This window comes from Paenibacillus macerans, assembly GCF_900454495.1.
GTDB lineage: Bacteria > Bacillota > Bacilli > Paenibacillales > Paenibacillaceae > Fontibacillus > Fontibacillus macerans.
Map to the genome: position 1 here is coordinate 486,065 of NZ_UGSI01000002.1, position 17,315 is coordinate 503,379.

General features: G+C 58.0%; 14 protein-coding genes. 9 read left to right on the forward strand and 5 right to left on the reverse strand.

What is annotated here, in order from left to right; all coding sequences use genetic code 11:
* Nucleotides 1–19: 19 nt before the first annotated feature.
* Nucleotides 20–781 (reverse strand): DeoR/GlpR family DNA-binding transcription regulator, encoded by a 762-nt coding sequence (locus DYE26_RS25365; RefSeq protein ID WP_036618971.1) that lies wholly within the window; start codon nt 779–781, stop codon nt 20–22.
* Nucleotides 782–1,118: 337 nt separating this feature from the next.
* Between DYE26_RS25365 and DYE26_RS25370 the strand changes: the two genes are divergently transcribed.
* From DYE26_RS25370 to DYE26_RS25395, 6 genes are all read left to right on the forward strand, one after another.
* Nucleotides 1,119–2,177, forward strand: coding sequence for an ABC transporter ATP-binding protein (locus tag DYE26_RS25370; protein ID WP_036618973.1), 1,059 nt, complete (start codon nt 1,119–1,121; stop codon nt 2,175–2,177).
* Nucleotides 2,170–3,048: a carbohydrate ABC transporter permease gene (locus DYE26_RS25375; RefSeq protein WP_036627352.1), complete on the forward strand. Its 879-nt coding sequence runs from the start codon at nt 2,170–2,172 to the stop codon at nt 3,046–3,048. Before DYE26_RS25370 ends, DYE26_RS25375 begins: the two co-directional genes overlap by 8 nt.
* A 43-nt stretch (nt 3,049–3,091) precedes the next feature.
* On the forward strand, nt 3,092–3,910 hold the full coding sequence (locus DYE26_RS25380; RefSeq protein ID WP_230876966.1) for an ABC transporter permease subunit: 819 nt from the start codon (nt 3,092–3,094) through the stop codon (nt 3,908–3,910).
* A gap of 76 nt (nt 3,911–3,986) precedes the next feature.
* Complete coding sequence (locus tag DYE26_RS25385) at nt 3,987–5,321, forward strand: ABC transporter substrate-binding protein (RefSeq protein WP_036618975.1); 1,335 nt, start codon at nt 3,987–3,989, stop codon at nt 5,319–5,321.
* 35 nt (nt 5,322–5,356) lie between these two features.
* Nucleotides 5,357–6,142, forward strand: coding sequence for a glycerophosphodiester phosphodiesterase family protein (locus tag DYE26_RS25390; protein ID WP_036618976.1), 786 nt, complete (start codon nt 5,357–5,359; stop codon nt 6,140–6,142).
* Nucleotides 6,143–6,261: 119 nt separating this feature from the next.
* Entirely contained in the window at nt 6,262–7,605 is a 1,344-nt protein-coding gene (locus tag DYE26_RS25395; protein ID WP_036618978.1) for a sn-glycerol-1-phosphate dehydrogenase, read from the forward strand.
* Between the two features lie 519 nt (nt 7,606–8,124).
* Here the strand turns inward: DYE26_RS25395 and DYE26_RS25400 are convergent.
* The 4 genes from DYE26_RS25400 to DYE26_RS25415 all read right to left on the reverse strand — a co-directional run bounded on the left by DYE26_RS25400 (nt 8,125) and on the right by DYE26_RS25415 (nt 11,795).
* On the reverse strand, nt 8,125–8,718 hold the full coding sequence (locus DYE26_RS25400) for a YkoP family protein (RefSeq protein ID WP_036618981.1): 594 nt from the start codon (nt 8,716–8,718) through the stop codon (nt 8,125–8,127).
* A 30-nt stretch (nt 8,719–8,748) separates the two neighbouring features.
* A complete protein-coding gene (locus DYE26_RS25405; RefSeq protein ID WP_036618984.1) occupies nt 8,749–9,285 on the reverse strand; it encodes a phosphatase PAP2 family protein in 537 nt (178 codons plus the stop codon).
* 140 nt (nt 9,286–9,425) lie between these two features.
* Entirely contained in the window at nt 9,426–10,640 is a 1,215-nt protein-coding gene (locus tag DYE26_RS25410; protein WP_051985202.1) for an MFS transporter, read from the reverse strand.
* A 12-nt stretch (nt 10,641–10,652) separates the two neighbouring features.
* The gene (locus tag DYE26_RS25415; RefSeq protein ID WP_036618988.1) at nt 10,653–11,795 is read right to left on the reverse strand and encodes an MGDG synthase family glycosyltransferase; all 1,143 of its coding nucleotides are present in this window, start codon (nt 11,793–11,795) and stop codon (nt 10,653–10,655) included.
* A gap of 388 nt (nt 11,796–12,183) precedes the next feature.
* Between DYE26_RS25415 and DYE26_RS25420 the strand changes: the two genes are divergently transcribed.
* The 3 genes from DYE26_RS25420 (at nt 12,184) to rlmN (ending at nt 17,136) form a co-directional block, all read left to right on the forward strand.
* The gene (locus DYE26_RS25420; protein WP_036618990.1) at nt 12,184–14,754 is read left to right on the forward strand and encodes a DUF2339 domain-containing protein; all 2,571 of its coding nucleotides are present in this window, start codon (nt 12,184–12,186) and stop codon (nt 14,752–14,754) included.
* A gap of 37 nt (nt 14,755–14,791) precedes the next feature.
* Entirely contained in the window at nt 14,792–15,988 is a 1,197-nt protein-coding gene (locus DYE26_RS25425) for an LL-diaminopimelate aminotransferase (protein ID WP_036618992.1), read from the forward strand.
* Nucleotides 15,989–16,077: 89 nt separating this feature from the next.
* Nucleotides 16,078–17,136, forward strand: coding sequence for a dual-specificity RNA methyltransferase RlmN (rlmN, locus tag DYE26_RS25430; RefSeq protein ID WP_036618994.1), 1,059 nt, complete (start codon nt 16,078–16,080; stop codon nt 17,134–17,136).
* Nucleotides 17,137–17,315 lie beyond the last annotated feature (179 nt).

Below are 17,315 nucleotides of genomic sequence, written 5' to 3' on the forward strand. Positions count from 1 at the left end.
GCGTTCCGCGGGCGGGTGATTATACCCGGTAAACGGTAATTCCCCGCTCCTGGAACGGCTTGACGTCATATTCGGAGGCTTCGGTTCCGGTAATCAGCGTATGGATGGCGCTGTTCGGCGCGACCGTGTGCAGCGACAGCTTGCCGATTTTGGTGTGGTCGGTCACGACGATGATCTCCCCCGCCGCGGCGATCATGCCCTGTTTCGCCGGAACCAGCAACGCCTCGGGATGCATCAGCCCGTGCTGGGGATGCAGCGCCGGGGTACCGATAAAAGCTTTTTCCACGTGTAAAGACTTCAAAACATGATCCGTAAACATGCCGTTCAGCATGTAGCTGGACGGATACAGTTCCCCGCCGGTCAAAATCACCTTAATCCCCGGAGCATCGCGCAGCTCTACCGCCACATTCATATCGTTGGTGACCACGGTGATGTCGGAACGCCCCACGAGATGGGTGGCGATGTGCAGGGTCGTCGTCCCCGAGTCGATAATAATGTTCTCTCCGTCTTCCACGAGGGAGGCGGCGCGGCGGCCGATGCGCATCTTTTCCTCCAAATGCTGATTTCTTCGATCGTAAAAAGAAGGCTCGTCATGCGTCCACTGCTCCATAATGACGCCCCCATGCGTTCTTTTCAGCACGCCCTCCTGTTCGATTTCCGCCAAATCCCGCCGGATCGTCGCCCCGTGCACGCCAAACTCCTGGGCCAGCGCGGCCACGGTGGCTGTTCGGTATTGCCTCACATATTCCACAATGCGTCTTTTTCTTTCGGCTGCCAACAAGGCGTATCTTCCTTCCTTCCGGACAAGTGCGCAAAAATGCGCAATTGCCCGTGCTGAAATAATCTTGATTTAATATTTGCTCTCATTTTATCAAAGCCATGTTTGGCCGGTGTTAAAGCAAAGTAAACATTTGCGGCGATCTGAAGGGACAGTTCCTTTCATAGCGTGCCAAACCCCGTACCTCGGCAAGATAGGCGACCGGCGGGCAGGTTTACATTTCCGCGGATTTGTTCTAATACTCCCGAAATGAACGGATTTTAAAATCGAATTAAGCTCAAATGAGCAAAATGGATCAAAAAAATGCGCATTTTGGATTTTGCGATAAGGAGGGTGGCTCTTGGCATCCATTCAATTTGTGAACGTGGCGAAAACATTCGAGAAAAATGCGGTCATCCGGGACCTCAATCTGACGATCGCGGACGGTTCGTTCACCGTGCTGGTCGGCCCGTCCGGCTGCGGCAAAACGACGCTGCTGCGGATGATTGCGGGATTGGGCCCGCAAACGTCCGGACAGGTGCTCATCGACGGGCGCGACGTTTCGCGGATTCCGCCGGGGCAGCGCGGCGTGGCGATGGTGTTCCAAAACTACGCGATTTATCCCACGATGTCGGTGCGCGAAAATATCGAATTCGGTCTAAAAAACAATAAAGTGCCGAAAGCCGAGCGCGCCCGGCTGGTCGAGAGCATCGGCGCGACGGTGGGGCTGTTGGATTATTTGGACCGCAAGCCGTCCGCGTTGTCAGGCGGGCAGCGCCAGCGCGTCGCATTGGCCCGCGCGATGGTGAAGAAGCCGTCCGTGTTCCTGATGGACGAGCCGCTTTCCAACCTGGACGCCAAGCTGCGCGTGCAGATGCGTATCGAACTGATCGAGCTGCACAAGAAGTTGGGCGCGACATTTGTGTACGTAACGCACGATCAGGTGGAAGCGATGTCGATGGCGGACACGATCGTGCTGATGAACCAGGGGCAAATCCAGCAGGAAGCGCCGCCGCACGTCATTTACCAGCAGCCTCGCAACTTGTTCACCGCCCAGTTTATCGGCGTGCCGCCCATGAATATCGGCGATCTCGGCCGGGACGGGGCCAAATTCGGCTTCCGGCCGGAGCATGCCGTGCTGTGTCCGGCGGACGGAAGCCAACCGCACTTTTCCCTGCGCGGCACGATCGTCACCCGCGAGATGCTCGGCTCGGAAACAATTTACCAGGTCCGGTCCGGCGGCGGCCTATCGTTTATGGTGAAGAGCGCCGAGGACCGGTTCGCGGTGGACCAGGAGGTGGCGCTCGGCGTGGACGCCGCGAACATCCACTTCTTCGGCGCGGACGAACGCCGCCTGGAGGAGAGCGATCCGCGCAGAAGCGCTTATCTTGAAGCGCTCCGGGGAAGAAGCCATGAGTAGGTCCGTCATTTGGGGGAAGCTGCGTCCCTACGTGCTGATCGCGCCCGCCATGGCGGGCATCGGGCTGTTCGTCATTTATCCGGTCGCCTATCTTGTGTACCTGAGCTTTTTCAAATACAACCTGATGAACAAAGCCAGAAGCAAATTCATCGGCTTGGACAACTTTGAGCAAATTTTAACGCGGGGCGATTTCTACAAGGCGCTGGGCAATACGGCGGTGTACACGCTGGGCGTTGTCGTGCTGACGATGGCGCTGTCGCTCTTGATCGCGGTTTGGCTGAACCGGAAAACGCGCATCAATGCGCTCGTGCAGGCGGGCATTTTCACGCCCCACATCGTCTCGATCGTGTCGATCGCGCTCGTCTGGCTGTGGCTGATGGACCCGGATCAGGGGCTGCTCAACTTCGTGCTGAGGACGTTTGGCCTGCCCCCTTCCGAATGGCTGCAAAGCTCGGGAACCGCGCTCTTTTCCGTCATCATCGTATCGGTCTGGCAAAGCGTCGGCTATTACGCGCTGATCATCGTCGCCGCGCTGCAAAGCGTGCCGCCGAGCATTTACGAAGCGGCCGCCCTGGACAACGCCAGCCGGTTCAAGGTGTTCTGGAAGATCACGCTGCCGATGATTTCGCCCCAGCTTTTTTTCATCCTGATCATTATGACGATCGGGTCCTTTAAGGTGTTCGATACGGTCAAAATCATGACCGGCGGCGGTCCGAACGATGCGACGAATACGCTGGTCTACTATATCTACGGCTTCCGGACGACCAATATCGGCTATTCGGCGGCCACCGGCACCGTGCTGATGGCGATCATCGGCGTGCTGACCTTCATTTATTTCCGCCTGCTGGCGAAGAAGGTGCACTATCAATGATGGAAGGAGCTTCATGCCCGTGAAAACGTTCGATTGGAGTCCTATGCGTCCTCTGCTTGCGGCGCTAAGCGTGCTGCTCAAGCTGGCGGTCCTGATCATGTTTGTGTTTCCGTTCCTGTGGATGATCTCGACCTCCCTGCAGACGTTCCGGGAGACGCTGGCTTTTCCGCCGACCTGGATTCCGGCCGTGCCGCAGTGGCGTAATTTCGCCGAGGCGATGAACGCCGGCCCGTTCCTGATGTACTTCCGCAATTCGGCCGTCATTACGTTATCGATCATCGTGCTGCAGTTCGCCGTATTGATTCCGGCGGCGTACGCCTTCGCCAAATACCGTTTTGCCGGCAAAAACCTCCTGTTCGGCCTGGTGCTGCTGGCGTTCATGATCCCGGGCCAGATCACGTTTATTCCGGTGTACCTGATGATGGCCGATTTCGGGCTGATCCATACGCTGTGGCCGCAGATCATTCCGTTTATGTCCAACGCGTTTGGGATCTTCCTGCTGCGCCAGTATTTCATGCAGATCCCGGAGGAGATCATCGAGGCGGCTAGACTGGATAATGCCGGGGAACTGAAGCTGATCCGGAAGATCATGATCCCGCTGGCGGGGCCGGCGCTGGCGACGATCGCGCTGTTCAGCTTCGTCAGCCATTGGAACGAATATTTCTGGCCGCTCGTCATGACGAATTCCGAGGCGATCCGGCCGCTGACGCTCGGCATCGCCATGCTGCGGGAGACGGAAGGAATCAGCAACTGGCATATCATCATGGCCGGCAACGTCGTGCTGGTCGTGCCGATCCTGATCGTGTACGTGTTTTGTTCGCGCCATATCGTCAAAGCGTTTGTCTACTCAGGGATTAAGTGAGTTCCGTCTGCGGCCGTCACTCACGTTCCCTTTTTAAATACAACACCAATTTAAAAAATCGGAGGGTAACCAAGACATGAAAACGAGATTGGGCGTATTTCTGGCATTAACGCTGCTGGTGGGCCTGTTGGCCGGCTGTGCGGGAGGGAACTCGGGCACCGGCTCGGCAAATGGAGGTGCGGAAGGCGCAGCGGCGAACGGAAACGGGACGGCTTCGGCGGGCGCCGCCGGCAAAACGGCGGTGCAATTTTGGCATTCGCTGGGCGGCAAAAACGGCGAATACATGGACGCGATCATCAAACGCTTTAATGAAACCCACGACGACATCGAGGTCGTCGGAACGTATCAAGGCGGATACGACGAGACCGTCACCAAGCTGCAGCAGGCAGTGGCTTCGGATACGGCCCCGGACGTGACGATGCTGGAACGCGCCTATGTGCAGATGTTTGCCGATTCGGACGTGCTGGAAGACCTGGCGCCTTATATGGAGCAGTCCGGCGTGAGCGCCGACGATTTCACGAAAGGCTTGATGGGGCATTCCTATTTTAACGACAAGCTGGTATCGCTGCCTCTAAACCGCTCGACGCCGATCCTGCACGTGAACAAAACGCTGCTGGACGAGCTGGGGCTGGCCGTGCCGACGACCTGGGAGGAGCTGAAGCAAACGGCGGACGCCCTGGTGGTCAAGGAAGGCGGAGAAGTGAAGCGCTACGGGCTGACGATGCCGTACGACACCTGGTATCCGATCGCGATGATTTCCCAGTCCGGGGGCAAGTTTTTTAACGATGACAAGACGTCGACAGGGTTCGTTGACAATGGCGTCGGCGAGGAAGTGTTCGGTTATTTGAAAGACCTGCAAAACACCGGGGCGCTGTATTATCCTCCGGCGCAGGATTCCGGCAATATCGTCAACAGCATGTTCGTGGAAGGCAAAGTCGGCATGATGTTCCAATCGACCGGTTCGATCGGAGGACTGAATGAGTCCGTGGATTTTGACTATGTCACCGCCTTCCTGCCGAAAAACGACGTGTATGCAAGCCCGACCGGAGGCGCAAACATTGCGCTGATGTCCGGTTCCAAAAACAAAGACGCCGCCTGGGAATTTATCCGCTGGATGGAAACGGACCCGGAGGGCGGGCTGCAGTTCATTTTGCAATCCGGATACCTGCCGTTTACGAAACAGATGGTCGAATCCCAGGAAATGCAGGATCTGTGGGCGAAGGAGCCGAACCGCAAAGTCGCTTACGACCAGCTGGAATATGCCGTCGACACCAACATGGACGTCGCCTGGCCGGAAGTGATGCACGAGTTCTTCTCCGCGATCGAGGCGATTATGTACGACAGCAAGGATATCAAGTCTACGCTGGATACGTTTAATAAGGAGACGGAGCGGATTTTGTCCGAATCGTAAAAAGCGGGAAGCGTTTATAAAAGGAGGGACCGACAATGATCGGACGTTTGGAGTCCGCTGATTCCCCGCTCATGGTGGCGGGGCACCGAGGCTATAAATCAGCTTATCCGGAAAATACGCTGCTGGCGTTCCGCAAGGCGCTGGACCTGGGGGTGGATATGCTGGAGTTTGACCTCCGGCTGTCCAAGGACGGCGTGCTTATGGTGATTCACGATGCCACGCTGGACCGGACGACGAACGGAACCGGGCCGGTGGGCGGCCACACTCTGGAAGAGCTGAAAAAACTGGACGCGGGCGGCTGGTTCGGCCGGGAATTTACCGGGCTGCAAATACCGACGCTGGAGGAGCTTATCGCTCTTCTGGCGTCCTATCCGGACGTGCTGCTCAACGTGGAGATCAAGCCGGCCGAGGACGCGAAACAAGCCGCCGACCAGGCGGTCGCCCTGCTGGAGCGGGCCGGGTTCCTGGCGCGCTGCCTATTCACTTGCTTTGATGCGGCGGTGCTTGCGCATATTCACGACACGTACGGGTTGAAAACGCAGGGGTTTCCGGCCGAGCTGATGTCCGGGTTCGTGCCCGGCGAAGCCGGCACTTACTCGAAAATGTGGGCACTGGGCTTGGAAATGAAGCTGCTGACCCCCGAGCGCGTGCGGGAATTTCACGGCCTGGGCCTGCTCGTCTGGAGCTATTGCCCGGACGAAACCGAGCAGGTGCAGTACAGCGTGGAATGCGGCGTCACCGGGATGACGTGCAACAATCCGCTGCCGGCGCTGCATTTTCGCCGGGGAATGGCGGCGCGGCTGCCCGGAGATGCGAAATGAACGATGCTTGATCAACCGAAACGCGATAAACGGAAGCAAAATAAACGACGCGGGATCAAACGATGCGGGATAAACTGATGAGGTACGAACTCACTGGGAAGAGAAGGGAATTTTTACTCATGACACAGCTTTTGCATAACATCAGGCAGCAGGCTGCTGCGCTGGGGGAAGAGTACCTTAAGGCGATCGATTTGGACGAAATCCGGGTCGAGCCGGGGGCGCTTGGCCGGATGGCCGCTTATTTGGAACGAAAAAACTGCCGCAGCGTTATCGTTGCGGCCGACCGCGATACGTACGAGGCGGCGGGGAAACTACTGCTGGCGTCAATGGAGCGGGCCGAAGGGCTTAGCGGAACGGCCGTCCATACGACGATGATCCGCCCGGACGCGGAAGGCGACGTCATCGCCGACGAGGCTTCGCTGATCCAGCTGATCTTGGATATCCAGCGGTATGGCGCGGACGCCGTCATCGCCGTGGGGGGCGGGACTCTGCACGATATCTGCCGATTTTCCGCCTACACGACGGGCATCCCTTTTATCTCCGTGCCGACCGCCCCGTCGGTGGACGGGTTCAACTCCAAAGGCGCTCCTATCCTGCTGCGGGGCGAGAAAACAACGATCCCGGCGATCGGGCCGATGGCGATTTTCGCCGATCTGGACATCTTGGTGCAAGCGCCTGCGGAGCTGGCCGCCGCCGGCTTCGGCGACATGCTGGGCAAATACACGTCCCTGTTCGACTGGAGCTTCGGCGCGCTCGCCGCGGGCGAACCTTATCTGCCGGCGGCGGCGGAGATCACGCGGTCGGCGCTGCAAAAATGCGTCGCTGCCGCCGGTTTGATCGCCAGCCGCAGCGAGGAGGGGATTCACGCGCTCATGTCCGCGCTGATCGAGTCCGGGCTGGCGATGCTGCTGTTCGGGCAGTCGCACCCGGCCTCCGGCGCCGAGCATCATCTCTCCCATTACTGGGAGATGGAATACCTGCGCCTCGGACGCCGCCAATTGCTGCATGGCGCCAAGGTGGGCGTGGCCAGCATGGAGATCGCCAAGCTGTACCGCCGGATCGCGGCGGAAGGTTTGCCCCTGAACGAATGGGCGGCACACCGGCAGGCGGAGGGGCAGAGCCGAAACCAGAGCCAGGCTGGTAGCGGGAAGACACCGGTGTCTTCCGGGAACGTTGGATCGGCACGGGGACGGGCAAACGGCAGATCCACAGCTGACTTCATCCGAGCGGAAAATGTGAAACCGGCGCCGGCGGCCGACTGGGAGCGGATCCGCCGGGAGATCGGGCAAATTCCCGATCCGCAAGAGCTTGGCGGCTTGCTGGCCCTTGTAGGCGGCCCCGTCTCGGTGAAGCAGCTTGGCGTATCGCCGGAGCTGCTGGAGCGCAGCCTGCGGGAAGCGCATCTCGTGCGGCCCGGCCGGCACACGCTGCTGCGGGCGTACAATGAGATGCGCGCAAAATGATTATTCCAGGCCCTAAGACGCAGCCGCGGCCCCCGGTCAAAGCGGGAGCCAGGTGGGGGCCAGGCGGAAGTCAGGTGGGGGGGCGTAGACTAGCTTTGGGACTTTTTTGGGTCTGCTTGTGCTGTTTGGCAGGGTTCAAATGCAAAAATGCATTTGGTAGATCGTGATTTACCCATTCCGAGTCGCTTGGCCTGCAAAAGTGCAGTTGCGTTGAGTGCTTATGGAAAAATAAGGGTGTATAACCGTAAATGAACTGAACTTTCGCAGTTTGATGGTTTTTTTCGGGAGCCTTCGACATCATTCGCCTGCACTTTTGCATTTCGTCAGAAGAGTGGACGGGGCGTGAAAGGGACGTGGGCGGTGGACAAAGACGTGAACGTTGGCGTGGACGGGGCGAGGACGAGGACGGGATGTGAACGTGGACGGGACGTGAACATGGACGGGAGATGTGAACGTAGACGTGAACGCAAGCAGGGTGCGCGCCGGAAGCCTAGCCGGGGGCCCCGCCGGGGCTTCCTCCTAAACGGCGGGATTCTGCCCGGAGAACCGCCGGATCAGCGCCGAGCGGGTCATCACCAGCCGCATCGGTACGAGCTTCTCCGCATGGGGAACGATGCGGCTGCGGTTGCTCGGGTGGAACACCGTTAGCAGCAGACGCAGATACGAAGTCGTCAGCGCGCGGAAGGTGCTGCTTTCCATTTGATGCGTCTCAAAGCCCAACCCGTGCGTGATGCCGCGATGCAGCAAAGTGACGCCCTGCAGCGCCTTGACTTGGCTCAGCTGCGGGTTTTTCACCATTTCCGCGCAAATCTGCCGCATGGTGCCCCGCATCAACCGGGCGATCATGAGCGCGACCCGGTTTGCTTCGTGGGACTGCAGCAGCGCGAGGATTTTCCGGTTGTCCAAATGCAGTTCCCCGATCCAGTCTCCGTCATGAATCCACGTTCCGTCCTCGCACAACATACACTTGCCGCGATACTTCGTGACGAACATTTTGCAGATGCCGTATTCCCCGGCATATTTGGAGCGGAGGCGGCTAAACGCCTCGAATACCTGCTCCCAGCCCATCCAACCCCATTGGACGGCCCGTTTGATTATCGGAACTGGACGCATTTCAACTATCTCCTTTCAAATATTATTCATTCAAGCGGCTCCCGCGAGCAACACGACAAGCAGCGCGGTCAGCGCCCCGATCAGGCCGCCGGCGAGGCAGTCCGAAGGACAATGAACGCCCAGATAAATCCGCGACATCCCGACGATAAACGCAAGCGGCAGCAGGATTTGAGCCAGGCCGGGGGCGGTGAACAGAAATGGAACGGCGATGGAAAACGCGGCCGTCGTATGCCCGGACGGAAAGGAGTAATCCTTAAGCGGGCGGATCGAGATCCGGGCTCCCCGGAGCGCTGCGTAGGGACGGGTCCGCTGAAACGTCCTTTTGACCAGGACGGCCGCCAGATGGCTGAGCGCCAGAGCGCACAAGCTCTTCCAGCCTGCTTTTGGCCAAGGTCCCGCCGCAAACAGGATCACCGAAAGGGTGACGGCAATCGTAAACGCCGCGCCGCCCAAATGGGTGATTCCCTTCAAGACCAGGTCGAGCGCGGGATGGCTGAGCTTATGATTGCACCAGAAAAACAGCCGGTTATCATATTCGCGCAGCCGCTCATAATAGCGATACCTCATGTAAAACACTCCACTCCCTTAAAAAAATAACGGACGTGTTCGTGGTGTGCCGTTTGAAAATTTCCCGCCCGCGCGGGACATTCAAACGAGTCCGCTATCCGCCGGAAATTTCCGGTTTATCACACGCTTAAACGGATGGTTTAATGCTCTTGCCCGTAGCGCTCAAGCATTTGTCCGGCCTGGTACCGGACCGGCCGGATCCAGTAGAACAGCATGATGCCGAACAACAGCAAAGCGCTGACGCCGACCGTGGCCGTTTCGCCGAAGCTTTCGGCAACCCACCCGCCTAAAATCGGCCCGATGATCACGCCAATTCCTTCGATGCCGGACAATACCCCCCAGCCGGTCGCTTTTTGCTCGGCGGGAACGAAGTAGGACTGAATGGCGTTCCAGGCGGGAAGCACGGCGGCATAAGCCGCGCCGAAGCCCAGGGCCAGCAGCATCGTGCTGATCATCTGCCGGGAATAAACGAGCAGCCCAAGGCAGGCGGCCAAAGCGCCGAAGCCGGCGACGAGCAGCCATTTGTGGCCCCATTTGTCGGCCAGGCGGCCCATGGGGATGAGAAGCAGCACCGTCATCAACCCTCCGCCGAGCAGCACGATCGAGTATGCCGAATAATCCAAAGCCAGATATTCGGAAGCGAAGCTCGGCAGCACGGGCACCAGCAGTCCGGCGGCCAGCGTCTGCAAAATCATGCCGGGTACGAGCGGTTTTATTTGCGACAGCTTTTGCTGCATTTGCCGCAACTGCTGCTTAAAAGGAACGGTTCGGATCAAATCCCTGGACCGGAATACGCCGCTCTTTACGGCCGCCAGCGCCCAGCCTCCCGCCCAAAGTCCGGCCAACAGCCAGAACGACAAGGAGTAGCTCCGGTCGATCAGAAAATTAACGGCAACCGGCCCGAGGCCGAGCGAAACGAGCCAAACCGTGTATACCGCGCCCATTTGCGAACCCCGGTGGTCCTCCCGGATTTCCGAGAGGCAGAGCAGCCAGATCGGGGACACGCCTATCCCGAGCAGCCCGGAGCCGGCAATGATCGCCCAGGGTGCGCTGATGCCGAAGGATACGAACAGCCCAAGCAGTCCGAGCAGCAAAAATGCGTTGAGGATGAGCCGCGCCGGAAACCGGTCAAGCACGTATCCTGCGACGACCTTGATCAGGGTGTCGGCCAAATAGTGGATCGACACGGCCGCGCCGACCGCCGCCAGCGTGATATGCCGGTCATTGGCATAGGCGGGCAGGAATGAAATCAGGAAAGCGCTGCGGGCCATTTCGGTCAGGAACAAAATAGCGGAGCAATGCAGAAAGGAAGGGGGCAGCTTGCTCCAAAATCCTCCTTGCGCGGAATTTTTCATCGTTTCGAACTCCTATACTATGAATTGGTTTTCCGCGGCGGGCAGTCCGCGGACCAGCCGCAGCACGTCCTTGACGATCATATCGGCGGCATGCCCGGCGGCGAGCGCGTCGCATTGCCGCATCATTTTGTCCCGGGTAGCTTCGGAGTCGAGGATTTCGCTCACCAGCGGGAGGAGCTGCCGCACGTGTTTGGCCACCGCCGCGGCGCCTTTTCGCTCCAGATAAAGGGCGTTCTCCCGCTCCTGCCCGGAGAACGGCTTGTAAACGACGATCGGCGTACGAATTTGGATCGCTTCGGATAAAGTGATGCCGCCGGCCTTCGTAATGATGCAGGAGGCGCGCCGCATGCGGTCGTGGACCGCGTCCACGAACCCGAACAGCCGCAGCCGGGGATGACCGCCGAACCGGCGCTCCAGTTTCCGCCGCAGCTTGTCGTTCCCCCCGCATACGATGTCGACCCGCACGTCCGGCAAAGACAGCAGGCTTGCCGTCAACTGCTGAATATCCGGCAAAGGCACGCAGGCGCCCATCATGACAAGAATGGATCGGGGATGCCGCTGCGCGTCCGGCGGCACCGGAAAGGGCGGCTCGTAAAACGGTTCCCGCAGCGGAATGCCGCTGACGGTAATCGTTCCCGGCCGTACTCCCCGCCGGATCATTTCTTGCTTGAGGTCATCGGTGGCCACATAAAACCGGTCCGGGCGGTTATGCAGCCAGCGGCTGTGCAGGCTGAAATCGGTCACTACGGTAAATAGCGGGATGTGAATACCGTGCTTTTGCAGCTGATGTGAAATTCCTCCGAACGGGAACGTGCTTACGATGGCGTCCGCCTTTCGTTCCTTCAGGACGGAGATCAATTTTTTCATTCCGAGCACCCCGGCCCACTTGGCCAAAGCGCTGGTCTCTTCGATATTCCGGGTGGCGTAATACGACCAGCCATAATAGTCCAGACCGTAATTGGAGAAAAAAGGGCTGTATAAATATAAATAACGGGAAATGGAATTCATGCCGGGGTGGGCTTCCCGATACAAATCGAGAATGCTTGCCGATGCGGCGCCGAGTCGGGCGAAGGCTTGCTGCAGCGTTCGCGACACTTGAATATGACCGTTCCCGTAACCGGCGGTCAGGATAACGATGCTAATGTCCTGCTTCATGGTTTATACCTGCCTTTTTTGCTAAAATCGTTCGCGTTTTTCCGTTCCTTTATTGCACTTCGCTATTCAGTATAAGGGAAGCGCGTGAGGAACCGAACTGGCCGCGCGTCGAGATTTCGCTTCCGACTTAAGTCCAGTAGCGGGCTGGACTGACCTCCGAACCGTCCGCCAAATCGCTCCGCCGAACATATTCCACTGTATTGTCCCAGTGTTTTCACGGTTTCAACAGAGCGCCCGATCTTTGTTAACAAAGGAGCGGACTTAACGGGACATTGCAGTTTTGAGTCTTTTTACACTGGTTAACAATGGAATTTATTAGGTATAATGGAAGTCGATTTTTTATCACTCTAGTCATTTGGTTGCAGACGGAAACAGGTTGGAGGTTGCGATGAAGGAATTTAGGGATCGCCTGGTTCAACTCCAGGAGGATCAGGCCAGGATGCTTAAAGAATACCAAGCGTTGGTCGAGGAATATGAATCCTATGATTACATACGCGAAAACGGCGCGCTCCGCCGGCAATGCGAGGAGCTCAAGCGGCGGGCGGACGCGCTGGAGGAACGGCTGGGGCAGCTCGATCACGAGAACCGGGAGCTGCGCCGGGCGCTTTCCGAGCAGATGTTGGATGAAAAGCTCGGATTGCTGGCCTTATCGAGGAAGAAGCTGTACACCTATTTTTCGGAGAAGGTGATCGGACAGGGGAACCGGCTTGAAAGTCTGGAGAATTTCGCCAAACAAAGAATCGATCATTTGATCCATCAGGCTGAAAGGCAATTGGATGCCGACCAAGAAGGAATCAAGGCCCGCTTGAAGCAATTTCACGAGGAATTGGAACAGCGCATGGCCGAGCACCGGAAGCGGCTGCTGGTAGAGGAGAACCGCATTCGCCAGGAGACCTGGGCCGGGTACGAGAAGCTTGCCGCGGAAGGCGTCGATGAGGAAACGGTACAGCGCCGCAAGAAACAAAACCAGATCGAAATGAAGATCGGCTTGAACTGGATCAACAAGATCGGCATTTTGCTGATCGTTCTGGGGGTAGGCGCGGCGTTCAAATATTCCTATACGGCCTGGTTCAGCGGGTATATGAAGGGGCTGGTTTTCTTCCTGCTCGGGGCGCTGATGATCGCGGGCGGGGAATGGCTGTTCCGCAAAGGGAAAAAGATTTTCGCCTTAGGATTGCTCGGCGGCGGGATTTCGGTATTGTACGGCTCGGTTTTTTACAGCTATTTTCTCCTGCACATCATCGGCATGTATGCCGGGTTTGCCGTATGCGTCCTGATCACGGCGGCGGCCGTGTTCTTGTCGCTCAGGTACAGGTCGCGGACGATTTGTTCCCTGGGACTGATCGGCGGTTATCTGCCCTTGCTATCATACATAAGCGCATTTGGACTTGAGGGCGCCGCCGTTTATGCGGGCATGGGGTATTTGCTGCTGCTCAACGGCTTGATTCTGCTCGTTTCGTTCCGGAAACGGTGGCCTGCCGTCACCTATATCAGCTTTTTGCTTCATACGCCGTCCATGATCGCTCTGGCGGCGCTGGCGGAGCAGGCGTGGATCGCCATGCTGTACGCCGTTTGCATCTTTTTGATGTATTTGGGCATCACCCTTTGGATACCGTTTAGGCACAAGTCGAAGCTAACCTGGTGGGACTTCTCTTTGCTTGCGCTGAATACCGTCGTCAGCTGCGGGACTTTGTACGGTCTGATCGCCAAAGCGGAACTGACCGGATTCAGGGGGCTGCTGGCTCTGCTGTTCTGCCTGGTCTACACGGCGTTGGGACGGTTTGCGCATAAGAAACTGCCGCAGGAACGGGCGATCCGCGTCCTGTTTTACGCCACGGCGCTGACGTTCGCGGTTCTGATGATCCCGTTCCAGCTCGATGTCCGCTGGGTCTCCATGGGCTGGCTCATCGAGGGAATGGCCCTCGCCGTCTTCGCCGGCCGCAGCCGTTTGAAGCCGCTGGAACGCGGCGGATGGGGCATTGTGCTGCTCTGTGCGGGCGCGTTCTTCTGGGTGGATTTTATCCGCTATTTGGTGGGTGTCGTTCGCCCGGGCGATTTCAATCTGCAGTACAGCTCCATCTCTTTGGGGCCGCTGTTGCTGATGCTGTATTACGCGCTGCGTTTCCGAAACCCGGAGGAAAACGGCCGTTATCTTGCCTGGGAGCACACGTTCATCTCCTGGGTAAAATACGTCACGCTGTGCAATTTGTGGCTGTATTTGGTTTATGAAGCGGGCTTCGTCTACGATCGGCTCGTTCCGGCGTCGATGAGCCATGAAGCTTTGTACAAATGGCTGCTCATCGCGGCGGTGACGATGGTGCTGGCCTATGCGTTAACCAAGTTCAGGCTGCTTTACGACCGGTTCGTCAAAATTTATACGCTGGTCTTGTATTCGATCAGCTATTTCATTTGTTTCATTGTCACGGTGGCGCTGCCTGCGCTGCAGGAAGACGCGGCCCGGAACGGAGCGGCCGAGTATATTGCGCTGATCGTGCTGATCGCCTTTAATATTATCGTTTTCTTTAGCGGCAAAGACATGCTGTTTTCGGCGATCCGCCGCGATTTCCGCAGCGCGGAATGGTACCCGGTCATCATGGGGGCGTACCTGTTTGCCGTCATTACCGCCTTTCTGAGCGTGCAGTTCCGGCTCGGAGACGCCGGTTTATGGTTCAGTCTGGTGTACCTGCTGCTGGCGATCGGTTACATCGTTTACGGCTTCCGCTACAGATACGTGTACATCCGGCGGATCGGCCTGGGGCTGACGCTGCTGTCCACCGGAAAAATGCTGCTGTACGACCTGTCGCTGCTGACGACGGGCAGCAAAATTCTCGCCTTTTTCGGGTTTGGCGTCGTGCTGCTGGCCATTTCCTACATCTATCAGCGGGTCTCCCTCCGGCTGGAGGGTGTGAAGGAACAAGGATCTCCAGAGGAATCGGCGGTATCGAATTCGCCGGAGTAATTGGTATAATGGTTTAAAAATCTGAAGGAGCTTGGCTATGGAATTTACCCCATCGGATAAAGTGCAGCAAATGGCCACCGGCATATTTACGGAATTGGCCCGGCGTAAACGGTCCGCTTCCCGTCAGGGCATCGAAGTTATCGACCTGAGCGTGGGCAGCCCCGATCTTCCGCCGCCGCCGCTGGTCGCGGAGAAACTTGCGGCCTCGGCGCAGCATGCGGAAAACTACGGATATGCCCTGGGGGGGACCCGGGAGTTTCATGAAGCAGTGAGTCATTTTTACCGCAGACGGTACGGAGTGGAGCTCGATCCGGAGCAAGAGGTGCTCCAAACGATGGGTTCGCAGGACGGGCTTGCCCATTTGGCTTTGGCGGTCGTCAATCCCGGGGATTACGTATTGATTCCGGACCCGGGTTATCCGATTTACGAGGCGGGGGTGGTTCTGGCCGGGGGCCAGGTGTATCCGCTGCCGCTTCGCGAGGAAAACGGGTATCTGCCGCGGTTGGATCAGGTTCCGGGTGAAATTGTGGCGCGGACGAAAATGATGATTCTCAGCTATCCCGGCAACCCGGTGCCGGCCATGGCGGACGTTTCTTTTTTCGAGGAAGCAATCCGGTTTGCGAAGCGGCATAACATTTTGATCGTCCATGATTTCGCGTATTCCGAACTGATTTTCGACGGGCGCCCCCGGCTAAGCTTTATGGCGGTTCCCGGCGCCAGGGAAGTGGGCATCGAGTTCAACTCGCTGTCCAAAACGTTTAATATGGCCGGCTGCCGGATCGGCTATGCCGTCGGTCACCCTGGAGTTTTGCGGGCGCTCGGCACGCTGAAATCGAACATCGATTACGGCGTTTTTCTTCCGGTTCAACAGGCCGCCGCGGCCGCGCTGATGGCGGACGATCGTTTGCTTGAGGCCCAGGTGAAAGAGTATGAAGCGCGCAGGGATACGCTGATTTCCGGGCTGACGAAGGTAGGCTGGCAGGTGGCGAAGTCCCCGGCCACGATGTTTGTGTGGGCCCCAATCCCGGCAGGCTGGACTTCGCGCGAGCTGGCGTTCGCGCTGATCGAGCAGGCGGGCGTGGCGGTGGTGCCGGGCGATGCGTTTGGCCGTCAAGGGGAAGGGTACGTGCGGATCGCGCTTGTGCAGCCTTCCGGCCGGCTTGCCGAGGCGGTCGAGCGGATCGGCCGGTTTCTGCGGCGGCGGGACGGTCTTGGCAGTCAAAATCAACCATAGGGCGGAATATCCTCGAACATGTGTTAAAATAGGTGAAGGTCAACTTCTAAAATTTTAAAATATAGCGAAAGAGGATCGAGGATATTACGATGAATCAACGATATTCGATATATGGTTTGACCAAGGACCGGCTCGCCGCCTGGCTGCTGGATCATGGACATAAAAAGGGGCGGGCCGAACGGGTTTGGGATTGGCTGTACCGGCAGCGGGTCACCGATTTTCAGGCGATGGACGATGTAAACGCCGAGTGCCGGGCGGTGCTTGCCGAGCATTTTGCGGTCGAAACGCTGAAAGAACATACCCGGCAGGAATCCGTCGACGGCACGATCAAGTTTTTGTTCCAATTGCAGGACGGCAATCTGATCGAAACGGTGCTGATGCGCCATAAATTCGGCCTGTCGGTATGCGTGACGACCCAGGTCGGCTGCAATATCGGCTGCAGCTTCTGCGCCAGCGGACTGCTCAAGAAAAGCCGCGACCTGACGGGCGGGGAGATCGTGGAGCAGGTCATGAAGGTGCAGCTTCACCTGGACCGCAAGGGCCGGGGGGAGAAGGTCACCCATATCGTGGTCATGGGGATCGGCGAGCCGTTCGACAACTACGACAATATGGCCGATTTTCTGCGCGTCATCCAGGATCCGAAAGGGCTGGCCATCGGGCCGCGGCATATCACCGTATCGACGAGCGGGCTGGCGGACAAAATCACCGAATTCGCCGACTCCGACCTGCAGGTTAATCTGGCAGTATCCCTGCACGCGCCGAACAACGAGCTGCGCACCCGGATCATGAAGATCAACCGGGCGATTCCGATCGAGAAGCTGCTGGCGGCGATCGACTACTACCTGGAGAAAACGAATCGGCGGATCACGATCGAGTACATTTTGCTGAAGGACGTGAACGACGGCAAAGAGCACGCTTTGGAGCTGGCGGAACTAATGGGCGATCGGCTCGTCAACGTCAATCTGATTCCGTACAATCCGGTGGACGAACACGCCCAGTATCAAAGAAGCGCGCAGGAATCGGTGCTGGCTTTTTACGATGTGCTGAAAAAACAAGGCGTCAGCTGCAGCATCCGGCTGGAGCACGGCACCGACATCGACGCGGCATGCGGCCAGTTGCGCAGCAAGCAGCTGAAGCTGCCGAGCTGAAGAGGCGGACGGCGTGGCGCCGGACCAATAAGGAAGGACTTGGAGCTGAGCTCCAAGTCCTTTTTTGAGTCGTTGAAGGCAGCGCAACTTGCCGAGGGAACGGCCGCTTAACCGGGCCAATTGCAAAAGTGCATTTGAAATGAGCCGAATTCCGGCTATTAGAGCGATGAGATGCAAAA